Consider the following 14,175-nt stretch of genomic DNA (forward strand, 5'->3'; position numbering starts at 1 on the left):
CTACTTACTTAACAGTAATTGCATTGTCGATCAGGAATACCAGGTTGGTTCGGTGTGCACGGGTTTGTTCATCCGGACTTGCAGCACCTGCCAGCATCGCTTTTACTTTTTTCAACGTGTGCAATGCAGCTGCCTTGGAGGCATTGTCATATCCGGTTTTTGCTTCCACAATAGCGGCAGCACCTTTTACGAATTCAGTCTGTAGGTTCTGACGATACAGGTTCACGCTGCCACCCAGATCTGCCTGGAAGATTGCTTTGGACAAATCGCCCATCACTTCTGCAACACTATAAGAATTGCCATAAAGCCCACTGTTGTTAATGCGGGTGAGTGTTACCGGATGGAGTATATGCGCCAGTGTGCTCAATTGGATGCTAGCAATGGTATTGGAGGGTTTTACATCTTCCGTACCATTGAAGAAACCGAATCCGCGACGCTGCATTTGCAGGTAAGGGAAGAGGCTGGCATCTGCAGCAAAAGCATTAGGAGCAAATAAATATGTATTCAGCAATGCCATCGCTTTTTTCTGATAGGCTTCAGAAACCGGGGTAAATGGTTTAGTGTTTGACTTTTGTCCGGCAAAACTGCGATCTACATAAACGCCACCAATATAACGGCTAACTGCATTTACCATCTGCGCGCGCTGCCCCATTAACTGATAGTAACGGGAGCGAAGCTCTGCATAGCTTTGATCAGGCTTTGCAAAACGGGCTTGCAGTTTCGGCATCATGGAGTTAACCAGTTTGAGGCGATCTTCCGCATAAGCAACCATATCGTTACTCATATCGTTCACCATAACACGGGGATCAATGGCTTTACCAGGTGCTCTCATATCATCCGCATCGTTTCCGAATGTCAATTGAGGATCGGTGCTTCTGGAAAGAATTTTATTCAGTTCTCTTTCTTCTTCATTTGCGCTGAATGGCGTATAACCATACTGGATAGCCCAAACATCATATGGGCCAACTTTTGTGGTATAATAATCACCCTGTTTCGCACGATTGCTGTTGACGTTCAATGATGGATAATCCATCACTGAACCTTGTAAACCGATTTTTCGAGTTATAGACTGATCGTGCACTTCTGTTGGGCTCAGCATCTGGCTGGCTTTCATATTGTGATTCAATCCAAGGGTGTGCCCCATTTCATGAAGAATGAGGTAGTACAGGAATTGCTTGTGCAATTCTTTTACTTCTGCAGTCTGACGATCTTCTTCATCCAGGGTTGCAATGGCAGCAATTCCTGTTTGGAACTGCAGGCTAAGCTCCTGTGCGATAGAACAGTTCAGGTGTTGTTTCATGCCATTTACCTGGAAACTTCCATGCGTATGGGAAGTATTCATAGCAGCTTTAGGATTTTCCCACGGTAGCGATACTGCGGTACTCATTCCACCATTAAACAAATCATCCTGGATTACTGCACCGGCACCTGATTTCCATTCTACCGTGATGTCAGCTCCCAGGATCTGACCGGTACGGGGGTTTGTAAAGCTGGGTCCGATGGCACCATACGGAGGGTTGGCAGAGCTAACCCAACGAATAACATTATAACGGATATCTGCAGGGTCCCAATCCGCATCATCCGGCATGATCTTCATAACAACCGCGTTTTTGAATCCGGCCGCCTCGAATGCCTCATTCCATTTTTCACCTGCTTCTTTGATAATCGGGCGAAGCTCAACCGGGGTTGTGTTTTCGATCCACCATACGATTGGTTCCACCGGCTCACTGAGGGCGGCATTCGGATCTTTTTTCACCAGGTGCCAGCGATTGATGATGTCTTTATAAGGGGTTGGTGAAAGAGACGTCAGGTCATCCACCTCAGATCCGAAATAACCAACTCTGGGATCATCGCGGCGTGCACGAAAATCATTCTTTGGAAGTTCCAGGAAGGAGTGTTGCATTTTCACACGCACATAACGGGCATCGGTAATATCTTTCCCACCACCATTAAATGGCATTGGATTATCGTAAGCCAGTTCCACCAGGACGTCGGTATTATTCGGGAAAGAACGAACCAGACCGTATTTTGATTTGGAAGGATTCAGGTTTCCCAGGTTGAAAACTGCTCCTGGAGGCAATCCGGGAGGCATCATGGGTTTTACAGGGTCGAGTTTATCGCCCAGCAGGAGTCCGTCTGCTGCGATCAGATAGCCCAGGCTGTCTTCTACCACAACTTTTTCAGCAAGCATTACGGCGTCACTAACATCAACATTTTCAGCTCGACTAACCGCGTTGTTTTTATCATAATGAAAGTTGGTATTCATTTGTTTGAATTCCAGCTTATCAAACGACTTTTCCACCTTAAAAGGGAAGGTAGAACGAATCATATTCTGATGCAGGAATAAAGCAGTTGGTCCGCCCATTGAAAAACTCTGATAGAGATACTCTTTACCTATTTGATCTTTGCGGATATACAGTTGCACAGAACCTGTAGCCGTATCCTGGTAAAGTGTAAACAACCCCTCATGCTTTTTGCTTGATTTGGTTTTGTCCTTTACAGTAGGTTTTGCCGGTGGTGCAGGAGGCGCTTTTTTGGCGGTATCAGCTGCGGGAGGAGGAGCATCCTTTTTCCCTTTTTTTTGTGCAAATGATCCGGAAGCCAGCAAAAGTGCGGCAGGGATCAAAAAGGCAATTTTTCTCATGAATTCTATTTAGAATCTCAATATGCCTCAATAAAACCGGTTGGGAAAAGAATTTTACATAAATCAGAAGTAGAAAGGATAAATGGCAACAGGGAAGGATAAATTACCTAATTGTTAAAAAATTTTAACCAATTTCTTTGTTATGTGATTGGAGACCCCTATTTTCACGTCGCCAATAAAAAAAGAAGGTCCACTGTAGACACAGTCGACCTCTAACGATTGCTTGCCATATAAAAAAATCTTCGAGTCTTGCTTTTTTCCTTTTCAGGATTCGGGATAACGACCTCTACGATGCTTTGCTTCTAACGATTGCCTGCCATATTTTTTCACCCTTTGCTTCTAAATTGCTTTCCGATGCGAGGCCGGGTCGTTTTCTGTTTTCCCGTTTGATGATGTAAAAGTAGCCCGGGAATTTTCTTCCCGAAAATCAAAATTTGAACCGGTTTATTACTCCAAAAAGGATATTTTTGCAGTTAAACCCTTATCCAGCAAGGATTTGCAGAAAATAAGTTAATGATGTCCAACCGATCTACCGACTCTCTTTTTCAACTCATAAAATCACTTCACAAGGCAGAAAAAAGGCATTTTAAGCTATACATCAAGCGGAGTTCAGCGAAAGAGGACCTGAAAATTGTTGAATTATTTGACGCACTGGATAAACTCGCAGAGTACGATGAGCGGATTTTGTTGAAAAAACTGCCGTCCATCCAGAAACCACAGTTAAACAATATCAAAACACATTTATACAAGCAGGTTCTGGCCAGCTTACGGGATCTCAAAAGCACAGACACCCTCGAACTTCAATTGTCTGAACAACTTGATAATGCCAGGATACTTTATAATAAGGGGCTGAAACACCAATCACTAAAAATTCTGGAAAGAGCCAGGGAGATCGCTAAAGCCAATGGAAAATTTAACTACCTGGCACAGGTGATATCACTTGAGAAAAAAATTGAAACCCTGCATATTACCCGAAGCATCCAGGAAAAGACTGAAAAGTTAACCCAGGAAGCATTGGAGATAAGTGGGCATATAGATCGTGTAACAAGGCTTTCCAACCTGGCATTGAGACTATATGGCTGGTACACGAAACATGGTCATGCCCGCAATGAAAAAGATGAAACCGGCATCCGGAAGTTTTTTAAAGAGCAATTACCGGAAGATTCGTTTCAGCTGACTGATTTTTACGAACGACTCTATCTGTACCAGAGTTATACCTGGTATGCGTTTATCCGGCAGGACTTCCTGATGTATTATCGCTATGCTCAGAAATGGGTAGATCTCTTTGATGAAAATGAGGTAATGAAAAAGGTGGAATTAGGACACTACATCAAGGGAATGCACAATCTTTTGAATGCCCATTTTGATCTTCGGAATTATCAGTTGTTTGAAAAAGTACTGGAAGAGTTTGAGGCTTTTTCGCATACACCGATTGCACTCCAGCACGATAATTTCAGGATCCATACCAGCATCTACATCAATAGTGCCAGGTTAAACTGGCATTTAATGACAGGCACCTTCAAAGAAGGACTCAAAATGGTAGACAGGGTATTAACTAACCTGGATGAGTATGCGCTTTATGTTGATCCGCACCGGATTGTGGTTTTCAATTACAAACTGGCCACATTGTATTTCGGTAGTGGGGATTACAATACCAGTATTGATTTCCTGCAAAAGATCATCAATGACACATCAGCAGATTTACGAATAGATCTGCAAAGTTATGCCCGGCTGATGCACATGCTGGCTCATTATGAGTTGGGGAATGATGAGATTATCGAATCATTGATCAAATCCGTTTATCGCTTTATGGCGAAAATGAAAAATCTGACGGTGGTGGAAGAAGAGATGTTCCGGTTTATCCGCCATTCATTTGGTGTGTCTCCAAGAAAAATGAAACCTGAGCTGGAAAAATTCCTGCACAAAATCAAACACCTGGAAAAAGACCGTTTTGAAACCAGGGCCTTTGCTTACCTGGATATCATTTCCTGGGTTGAAAGTAAAGTGTATGAAAAACCAATGGCGGAAATTATAAATGAGAAGTATCGGAAGAGCAGGAAGCGGAAATATATGTGAGAAGGAAGAATGGAGGAATGGAGGAATGGAAGAGGGGGGTTAGGATTTGGGGGCGGGTTTGGTTGACCACATTTTATAAAAGTAACGGATCATCCAGATAAAGGACCCGACCGCGAAAACATAACAGATATAGTTACCCGCTTTGGGGGTTTGATCAAAGAAAAACCATCCGGCATATAACCCAATAGTCATATTGAGCAGCATCCAGAGTGCACCAATTGAAACTGTCATCAGTGTTTTATACAGCAGATCCCGTGCGTCCTGTTCCATTCCACTCATAATCGATTTTTTTCAAAGCTACTACTCTATTAGCAGGTCGCGAAAATCTGTTGAATCGCCGTTAAAGACGTTGAAATCCACTTTCCCACGGATACCGCTAACCCTTCCGGTTTCGCTGTATTGCCAAAAGGCCCAGTTCCGCGCGATTCGGGGCCGGTCTTTTCTAAGATAATGTGCCACCCAGAGCGGATAGCTGTCAAATTCATCTTTTAAGTACCGGTTATAAAAATCAACATTGGTATAAATAATGGGCTTAACGCCATAATGTGCTTCCAGCCGATCGAGAAAGGCTTTAACCTCTGACCTCAGCCTGGAATTGCTTACCCCATAGGTTTGTTCAACATCCAGAACAGGAGGTAAATCACCTTTTTCCAATTCCACCCGACGAATAAAATTTTCAGCCTGTTCTGCACCGCTTTTAGGCGCGATAAAAAAATGATACGCTCCTCTCGGCAAGCCGGCTTCTCTGGCATACTTCCAGTTACGCCGGAATTGCTGGTCCATGTTACCCAGACCTTCAGTAGCTTTTATGAAGACAAATCCAATTTTCACATCTTCTGCCCGCATTGCCTTTACCGCTTCCCAATTGATGCGCTGTTGGTATTTTGAAACATCAATTCCATGAATTTGAAAATTAGTTGGTATTTCAATTCCAAAATCTTCGTAGTGTTCAAAATCAGGTGCCGATGTGGCGAACCACCACCAGGCCAGGAAGCCGACCAGTACCAGGACAAGTACCGCCAGTAAATATTTCGGTCCGGATTCCTGACCTTTTTTCTTTTTTGCCATCGCGCGCAAAAATAGGCAATTCCTTCACCCGTCCGGTGGCACCGGACGGGTGAAAAATGGATTGTATCTTTGGCCAATGCCGTTTCATTTTAGAGACTCGATGAATATGCTGCGCAAGATGAGTGTCCGAAGGGCATGGAATGCTGCGAAAGTGCTCAGCAGTTATTATATCAGTAAATACAGCGGGAAAGCTGTACAGTGGGGTGTTCCGATTTCCATTAGTGTGGAACCTACCACTTCCTGTAATCTTCGTTGCCCGGAATGCCCAAGCGGACTGAGAGCATTTACTCGCCCCACCGGTATGTTGCAGTCTAATTTTTTCCGTAATACTATTGATCAGTTATACAAGGACCTGTTTTACCTGGTGTTTTATTTCCAGGGTGAACCCTACCTGAATCCGGAATTCCTTGACATGGTGCAGTATGCATCCGAAAAGGGAATCTATACAGCCACATCCACCAATGCACATTACCTTACCGAAGCCAATGCAAGGAAAACAGTGGAGAGCGGGCTGGATCGCTTAATCATTTCAATAGATGGAACCACCCAGGAAGTATATCAACAATACAGGATAGGCGGCAAGTTGGAAAAAGTATTACAGGGCGCTAGAAACATAGTACAGGCAAAAAAAGAAATGGGCTCACAAAAACCATTTGTAATATTTCAATTCCTAGTGGTAAAACCAAATGAACACCAGATTGAAGACGCAAAAGCATTGGCAAATTCAGTAGGCGTGGATGATATCTGGCTGAAGACTGCCCAGGTATATGATTATGAAAACGATCCCAATCAACTGATTCCAACGAATGAGAAATACAGCAGGTATAAGAAAAACAAGAATGGCCAGTATGCATTTAAAAACAAGTTGCTGAATCATTGCTGGAGGGCCTGGCATGCAACAGTTATAACCTGGGACGGGTTGGTAGTACCCTGTTGCTTTGACAAAGATGCACAACATCGCCTCGGCGATCTAAAAAAAGCAAGCTTTCGAGAAATATGGGAGGACCCGGCCTACCAAAAATTCCGATCCGGACTGCTTAAAAGTCGCGCTAATATCGATATTTGCGCCAACTGCTCAGAAGGAACACGCGTTTGGGGATGAGTAGCTCCAATCCGTTTAATTTCATTTTCAGTAATTTTAAACCTGAACATACCTGTTATGAGTATTAACAAAGACATCAACCAGCGGAAATTCAGGAATGAGCATCAGAAAGCCATGATCAACCTGATATTTTCCTATAACTGGCTGATGGAAAATACCCGTAAACACCTGGACCAGTACGATCTGACCAACCAGCAGTTTAATATCCTCCGAATTTTGCGTGGGGCTGGTGAACCACTCAGCACCTTACAGATCAGGCAGCGTATGCTTGACAAAATGAGTGATACCTCCCGAATCGTAGATCGCCTGGTAAAAAAAGGGCTGGTGAGCAAAGTAGTTTGCAGCACCGACCGTCGCCTCGTAGATGTTACCATATCAGACAAAGGACAACAGTTACTGGCTGAAATGGATCAACATGAAGATGAATGGGAAAGCCTGCTAAAAAACCTCAATCAAAAAGAGGCCACCGAATTAAACAACCTGCTCGATAAACTTCGTAACAGTCAGGATTAACCGAAAACAGAATCATGTCAGTAAAACAATCATTGCTATCAGCAATCAGTATCCTATTTCTCCCTGCCCTGCCAATCGCTCAACAACCCGCAGCACCTGTACCTCCGCCTATGGAAGTCGGCTCTGCCACCAATGAATTCAGAGCAGCCTGGATTGCAACCGTAACCAATATCGACTGGCCTACCAAAGGCACTACCGATCCGGCCAAACAAAGAGAGGAGTACATCCGGATGTTGGACATGCATAAGAAAAACGGACTTAATGCAGTAATAGCCCAGGTTCGTCCGGCTGCCGACGCATTCTACCCCTCCCCCTATGAGCCCTGGAGTGAGTGGTTAACCGGCAAACAGGGAAAACCACCTGTGCCCTACTATGATCCGCTTCAATTCATGATTAACGAGGCGCATCAAAGAGGTATGGAATTTCATGCCTGGTTGAATCCTTATCGGGCTGTATTCAATATAAAAACCAGCGTACCAGACCCAAATCATATCACAAGGACGTTTCCTGAGTGGTTTCTGAATTATGGCGACAAAAAATACTTCGATCCGGGTAATAAGAATGCCCAACAGTTTGTAGTAAATATTGTGCGTGACCTGGTAAAAAGATACCCGGTTGATGGCATTCATTTTGACGATTATTTTTATCCTTACCGCATCGCCGGTAAAGAGTTTCCCGACCAGAAATCCTATAAGGTATTCGGCGTTGGTATGAGCGTGGACGAATGGAGAAGGAGCAATGTGGATTCCATAATCCGTCACCTGGCAGTTGCCATAAAAGCAGAAAAACCCTGGGTAAAATTCGGGATATCTCCATTCGGTGTGTGGCGCAATAACGATAAGGATCCCCGGGGAAGTGCCACTACGGCCGGACAAACCAACTATGACGACCTATATGCCGACATTTTACTTTGGCTGAAAGAAGGATGGATCGATTATGTAGCACCACAGCTCTATTGGGAATTCGGACACAAAGCTGCGGCATTTGAAGTATTGCTCGACTGGTGGAGCAAGAACACCTATGGCAAACATTGTTATATCGGGTTAGGGATTTATCGGGCTGGCTCCAACAGTGCCTGGAAGGACCCCAACCAACTGCCACGAATGATCCAGGCTGTGCGAAACACCCCCAATATGCATGGAGTAATCTATTTCAGCAGTAAGAGTTTTGAAAAAAATCCAAATGGGTGGAACGACAGCCTGCGGAATAATTATTATCGGGATCCCGCCTCCATCCCTTCTATGGAATGGATGGCCCCCAACCCAAGATCCCTTACTTATTGAGCTTATTTGCCTTCAAGTGCATTTACATATTCTAAAGAACCCAATCGAAACCGGAGCGGAAGCCCGGTTTTTTGTTGCAACCGATATTCTCCAACACAGATAATTCCCCATTGCGAAAGGATAAAATCGGATGCAATTGATTTTATTTCCCAAGGCTGGGGCAGACCTGATCTGAGCAGAACAGAAGGGTGGCCAACTGACTCCGGCTGCATGTTAATTTTAAAAGCCAAATCCCTAAAATTAGGGGTTTTTGTAGGTTTGCTTTGCAAATTCCGGAACGAAATCCGAATCGAACTATATTCGGAAAAATCCTTCGAAACGCCCGTTGATTGAGCGTTTGCACAGATTGACGACCAACAGGCGCCGAGCATTATCATTATTTTAAGGAAAGATTTCACCCCTACTCCAACTTATTGTGTAATTTACGGCCTGATTTTTGTGGATAGCGCGCCTTTTCAAAAAAGAAACGCATAAACCCTGAACATAACGAATGGCATTAGGTCAAAGTTTACAGCAGAAATTACTACAAAAACTGTCTCCCCAGCAGATTCAGTTGATGAAGCTTTTGCAGGTGCCTACAGCCAACCTGGAAGAGCGGATCAAGGAAGAGCTGGAAGAGAACCCGGCCCTGGAACAATCAGATGAGACAAGTGATGATAGTTTTGATGAAACAAGGGATGAATTCGAATCTTCAGAAGATGAATTTGAAACCGAGGGGTCAGAAGAAGAGTATGACAATATTGACATCAGCGAATATGTTGCTGAAGGAGATGATGATATCGCAGATTACCGGTTAAGGGATGATAATTATCCGGAAATGGATGACAAGCAGGTAACACCCTTTAAAATTGAATCCACCCTCCATGACATGCTCGCTGATCAATTGGGCATGCTAACATTGGACGATCGCCGGCGTAAAATTGCCGAACAGATTGTAGGTAGTATTGATGATGATGGTTACCTGCGCAGGGAAACCACATCGATCCAGGACGACCTTGCTTTTCGTCAGAACATTGAAGCTTCTGAAGAAGAAATTGAAGAATTAATCTCACTTATACAACAGTTTGATCCTGCCGGGGTTGCCGCCCGAAACCTGCAGGAATGTCTGCTGCTTCAACTGGAACGTAAAAAACATGAAGGCAGTGCAGTTCAGGGAGCCATCGAAATTCTAACGAACTACTTTGACGAGTTTACCAAAAAGCATTACGATAAGATTCAACGCGGATTGAATATTGACGATGAAGAACTAAAGCAGATTATACAGCAAATCATTCGGCTGAGTCCCAAACCCGGTGGCAATGTTGGAGAGGTAAACAAGGCGGAAAGTTATGTGGTTCCTGATTTCTTTATTTATAATACAGGAGGCAAGCTGGAGATAACATTAAACAGCAAGAATGCCCCAGACCTGCGTGTAAGCGAAGGTTACCGGGATATGTTGAAAGAATATGATCGCGGTACCAAGAAAGACAAGCGGCAAAAGGAAGCAGTCATGTTCATCAAGCAAAAAATTGATGCCGCCAAGTGGTTTATTGATGCCATCAAACAACGGCAGCAAACCCTCATGATGACCATGCAAACTATACTGGATTACCAGTATGAATTTTTTCTAACGGGCGATGAAACCACCCTCCGCCCGATGATTCTCAAGGATATTGCGGAAAGAACCGGGCTTGACATCTCTACGGTAAGCCGGGTTGCCAACAGTAAGTTTGTTCAAACCGAATTTGGAACTTACCGGTTAAAATTCTTTTTCAGTGAAAGTCTCAGTACAGATAGTGGCGAAGAAGTAAGTACCCGAGAAGTTAAAAAGATCCTGAGTGACCTGGTGGCAGGGGAACACAAAAGAAAACCACTGAGTGATGAACGTTTAACCGAACTTTTACAGGAAAAAGGTTATAACATTGCACGCAGAACAGTGGCGAAATACCGGGAACAACTAAACATTCCTGTTGCCCGATTAAGAAAGGAATTATAATGAATCAAGCCAATATGGATCTGGGATCAGGCAGCAGGCAGGGTTGGCTCGCGCGTGCCTTTGCTCATGTGGTATCGATTGTTTTTCATCCCCTTTTTATTCCCAGTTATATAGCGGCATTCCTGCTTTTTTTACATCCATTTGCATTTGCAGGCGACTCAGACCTATATAAAAAAATCAAACTGGCTTCGGTTTTTGTAAGTACAGCATTCTTTCCTGCGTTTACGGTTTTCCTCCTCAAGCAACTAGGTTTTGCCACCAGTATCCGGCTGAAAACACAGAAGGAGCGAATTATCCCGATCATCGCGTCCATGGTGTTTTATTTCTGGATTTTCTATGTGGCTAAAAACCAGGGCGATAATCCGACAGAATTGGTACAGGTGTTATGTGCGGTTTTTGTATCCAGCATCATAGCACTCACTGCCAATAATTTTATAAAAATCAGTCTGCATGGAATTGCGATGGGCGTCCTGTCCGGCTTTTTTCTTTACCAGGCCTGGATAAGTTTTATTCCGATGGGCTTACCGCTGATGGTAGCCATTCTCATCTCCGGTATGGTTGGTACTGCGAGACTTATATTGGGTGAACATGATTACAAGGAGTTAATTGCCGGATACCTAACCGGTCTTGTTTCACTTGCGATAGCTTTGATAGTTATCTGATTTTGATGGCTTTCTAAAATCCACGAATATACAATCCGATCAGTAAGCGTGTGAGGGAAGACCAAAGCAAAACAGCCAGCACACTTACCAGAAAAACGCGGGCCCAGGCCACCCATCCCTTTGCCTGGAGAAGTTGTCCATAGGCAAGGGTATAGTATAGAACATGACTGAACAACATTGGAATCAATACCCAGTATACAGCAGGGGGCTGACGGAAAAATGCCAGTAACGGATAAAAAATAACAGAGCTGAATAAGATCACGAAGGCATTAAAAAAAACATTGGCAACCAGGTGCTCGGCATAATACAAACCCATTTTTTTGTATGCCAGGAAATACACCAGGGCAATGAAAGGTACAGCGATAAGCATTACCAGGTTCTGTCGTTTATTCATGAATTCACCTACCTGTTTCGCCCGCTTCCTGATTTCCATTGTTTGCGGATCTAACGCTACCCGGGATTCAGAGGGACGAACCGATTCGGATGGAGAAGGAGACGAATGCAGTTTCCCAGCCCAACTTAAAACCAATATGGAAAAGGCAGCTACCAGTAATAAAAAAGTAAAGGGATTAAAATATTTTTTCCGTTTTCCACCAAGGTATTCCCGAACCAGTACACCCGGCCGAACAGCTAAGCCGGAAATCAGCCCAAAAACCGTTTTGTCAGTATGTGTAAAGGCGTGAAAAAATTCATGAAAGATATGACCGAAGTTGAATCGATGCGTGTGCAGCGCCTGCCCGCAGTAAATGCAGTAAGCTGCACCTTCTATAGAATCCCGATTACAGTTCAGGCAGGTAGATTGGCTAGACACTAGTTACTAGATTGTTATATTGAATATAAAAAGAAAAGCCCAATCTACGGATTGAGCTCTTGCCTAGGGGTGTCCAAACCAGCCTTTGTCTATGTCCAAGCTAAACGTTCAAAATCTTTGATGAATTCAGGTATTTCTTTGATGGGTGATAGATAAACAAACAGGAACCCTGCTTAATCGTTTCTATAATTTTTGGTGCATGTTCCCGGGGAACTGCCGGACATCCATAACTTCTTCCGGTCATTTTGTTCGACTTGAGAAAATCCTTGCCAACATAATCTGATCCATGTACAACGATATGACGTGCCAGGGCCTTATCGTTAATTCCTCTTTCCAGTCCGTCAATTTTTAATGACAATCCATGCTCACCGTAATAAGTTGAACGGGTTACATAAAATCCAAGGCTGCTTTGGTGAGATTCCGGGCGATTGGAAAAACTACGGGCAAACTCAGAACCTGAGTTACGTCCATGTGCTACAAACGTATGCATCAGTAGTTTTTGCGTTTCCACATCAATGATATACAATCTCCTGCGTTTAGAAGACTGACTGAAATCACAAATGGACAACACGTCATCCCGCCGGATTTTTCCTTTGGAAAGTAGGTTCTTATATCCTTTCCAGGCAAATTGAAAAGCTTGTCGCGATAGTCCCTTGCGTGCCAGTCCCAGGTTGGTATAAATTGAATCCGCTGCAAGCAGCACTGTATCTTTTGCAGGCAATTCAAGTTTGGGGATAGAAGGTTTTAGTGTGTCTTCAATCGGAAGAGGCCTATAATTAGCGGCCATACTGGTGGTCACATTGCTAGGAACCATCAGATGAATTGACAACAGGACAAAAAACACTGTTGCCCTTAGGGTACGTTTGGATATTGTGTAATTCATGGACAATTGGATTGTAATAACGGGCGCTATTCTGCAAATAGTGTGCGTGTTTTTACGCAAAATCCAAAAGAAATCAAAAAACTCAGTTGAAGCGCTGCTTATTAAATTGATTCATTCTCCGTGAACTCTGGAATCTGCTCAGTTTCAGTAAACTCTAACTGATAAATCCGAATGAGCAGAATAAAAACAGAAATCAGCAGCGGACCAAAAACCAGCCCGATAAAGCCAAATAAATTAATACCCAGGATTACTCCGAATACGGTGATTAACGGATGTACATCCCCGATTTTCTTTTGTAACCAGAATCGGAAGATATTATCCGAAGTGCCGATCACACCAAAGCCAAATATCAACATTGCTACCCCCATCCATGTATTACCATCTACAAAAAATATAATTGCCAGTGGGATATAAGCGATGGCTGCTCCAATGATCGGGATCATCGAGCCGATGCAGGTAATCGCAAACCATAAAAAAGGCTCTTTGACTCCCATCAGCAAATAACCTCCTAATCCGATTATCCCCTGGATGATAGCAATCAGCGGAATCCCAATTGCATTGGAAAACACAAGAGAGTTAATCTGTTGCTGCAATTGATGCTGATTTTTACGCGACATAGGTAGCCATTGAAAAATATTGTACTCTGCATTACGCCCCCCCATCAGCATGAAGTACAATATGAAATACATAACCACCAGGGTTGTCAGCGTATTGAAAGTGGCTCCCAGCAGGATTGGAAGTTCCTGTGCAGCAAGTCCTCCCAGTTTGGACATGGATTGTTCACTGATTAACTGGAAGCCAACTTTTTGTTCGAGGTTTTCAATGAATTTTCCAATAGCCTCCACAGCTTGCTGCAATTGGATACCTGACCCTTTCAGGCGGTTAACCAGCATACTTATAACTCCTGCTATGGGAAGCACAATAATCATAAATGAAAGCAGCATCAAAGAAGCTGCTGCCAGCGAAGGTTTCCAGCCTCTGATGACGAGTATGCGCATCCAGCGGTTCATCAGAATAAATAAAGTAAAAGCTCCCAGAACTGCAGGCAAAAAGGCTCTAAGCTCCAAATAAAGGATGCCGCCCAGCAAGAGCAGCATCAATAAAAAAATAACCTGGCGGAGTTTGTCAGCGTTTAAATAACTCATGTTCTAATTTACC

Annotated in this window: 12 protein-coding genes; 6 read left to right on the top strand and 6 right to left on the bottom strand. The window is 43.7% G+C overall.

Annotated features, from left to right (window positions below):
* Positions 1 to 4: 4 nt before the first annotated feature.
* Entirely contained in the window at positions 5 to 2,644 is a 2,640-nt protein-coding gene (locus tag MD536_RS20380) for a zinc-dependent metalloprotease (protein WP_239603564.1), read from the bottom strand.
* A gap of 513 nt (positions 2,645 to 3,157) precedes the next feature.
* Here MD536_RS20380 and MD536_RS20385 point away from each other — a divergent pair.
* Entirely contained in the window at positions 3,158 to 4,720 is a 1,563-nt protein-coding gene (locus MD536_RS20385; protein ID WP_239603566.1) for a hypothetical protein, read from the top strand.
* Positions 4,721 to 4,759: 39 nt separating this feature from the next.
* Here the strand turns inward: MD536_RS20385 and MD536_RS20390 are convergent, their stop codons facing one another.
* Together MD536_RS20390 and MD536_RS20395 are read right to left on the bottom strand one after the other, a co-directional pair.
* The gene (locus MD536_RS20390; protein WP_239603567.1) at positions 4,760 to 4,999 is read right to left on the bottom strand and encodes a hypothetical protein; all 240 of its coding nucleotides are present in this window, start codon (positions 4,997 to 4,999) and stop codon (positions 4,760 to 4,762) included.
* 21 nt (positions 5,000 to 5,020) lie between these two features.
* Positions 5,021 to 5,788: a glycoside hydrolase family 25 protein gene (locus MD536_RS20395; protein ID WP_239603575.1), complete on the bottom strand. Its 768-nt coding sequence runs from the start codon at positions 5,786 to 5,788 to the stop codon at positions 5,021 to 5,023.
* A gap of 76 nt (positions 5,789 to 5,864) precedes the next feature.
* Between MD536_RS20395 and MD536_RS20400 the strand changes: the two genes are divergently transcribed.
* The 5 genes from MD536_RS20400 (at position 5,865) to MD536_RS20420 (ending at position 11,323) form a co-directional block, all read left to right on the top strand.
* Entirely contained in the window at positions 5,865 to 6,890 is a 1,026-nt protein-coding gene (locus MD536_RS20400) for an SPASM domain-containing protein (RefSeq protein WP_239603578.1), read from the top strand.
* 57 nt (positions 6,891 to 6,947) lie between these two features.
* Complete coding sequence (locus MD536_RS20405) at positions 6,948 to 7,403, top strand: MarR family winged helix-turn-helix transcriptional regulator (protein WP_239603580.1); 456 nt, start codon at positions 6,948 to 6,950, stop codon at positions 7,401 to 7,403.
* Positions 7,404 to 7,417: 14 nt separating this feature from the next.
* The gene (locus MD536_RS20410) at positions 7,418 to 8,686 is read left to right on the top strand and encodes a glycoside hydrolase family 10-like protein (RefSeq protein WP_239603582.1); all 1,269 of its coding nucleotides are present in this window, start codon (positions 7,418 to 7,420) and stop codon (positions 8,684 to 8,686) included.
* A 490-nt stretch (positions 8,687 to 9,176) separates the two neighbouring features.
* A complete protein-coding gene (gene rpoN, locus MD536_RS20415) occupies positions 9,177 to 10,661 on the top strand; it encodes an RNA polymerase factor sigma-54 (protein ID WP_239603584.1) in 1,485 nt (494 codons plus the stop codon).
* Positions 10,661 to 11,323, top strand: coding sequence for a hypothetical protein (locus MD536_RS20420; protein WP_239603585.1), 663 nt, complete (start codon positions 10,661 to 10,663; stop codon positions 11,321 to 11,323). Before rpoN ends, MD536_RS20420 begins: the two co-directional genes overlap by 1 nt.
* A 13-nt stretch (positions 11,324 to 11,336) precedes the next feature.
* On the opposite strand, the gene MD536_RS20425 is transcribed toward MD536_RS20420, so the two are convergent.
* From MD536_RS20425 to MD536_RS20435, 3 genes are all read right to left on the bottom strand, one after another.
* Positions 11,337 to 12,134, bottom strand: coding sequence for a DUF3667 domain-containing protein (locus tag MD536_RS20425; RefSeq protein ID WP_239603587.1), 798 nt, complete (start codon positions 12,132 to 12,134; stop codon positions 11,337 to 11,339).
* Between the two features lie 100 nt (positions 12,135 to 12,234).
* A complete protein-coding gene (locus MD536_RS20430) occupies positions 12,235 to 13,017 on the bottom strand; it encodes a murein L,D-transpeptidase catalytic domain family protein (RefSeq protein WP_239603589.1) in 783 nt (260 codons plus the stop codon).
* A 101-nt stretch (positions 13,018 to 13,118) separates the two neighbouring features.
* On the bottom strand, positions 13,119 to 14,162 hold the full coding sequence (locus MD536_RS20435) for an AI-2E family transporter (RefSeq protein WP_239603591.1): 1,044 nt from the start codon (positions 14,160 to 14,162) through the stop codon (positions 13,119 to 13,121).
* Between the last annotated feature and the right edge of the window lie 13 nt (positions 14,163 to 14,175).

Source organism: Flavihumibacter cheonanensis (assembly GCF_022352215.1).
Lineage (GTDB): Bacteria > Bacteroidota > Bacteroidia > Chitinophagales > Chitinophagaceae > Flavihumibacter > Flavihumibacter cheonanensis.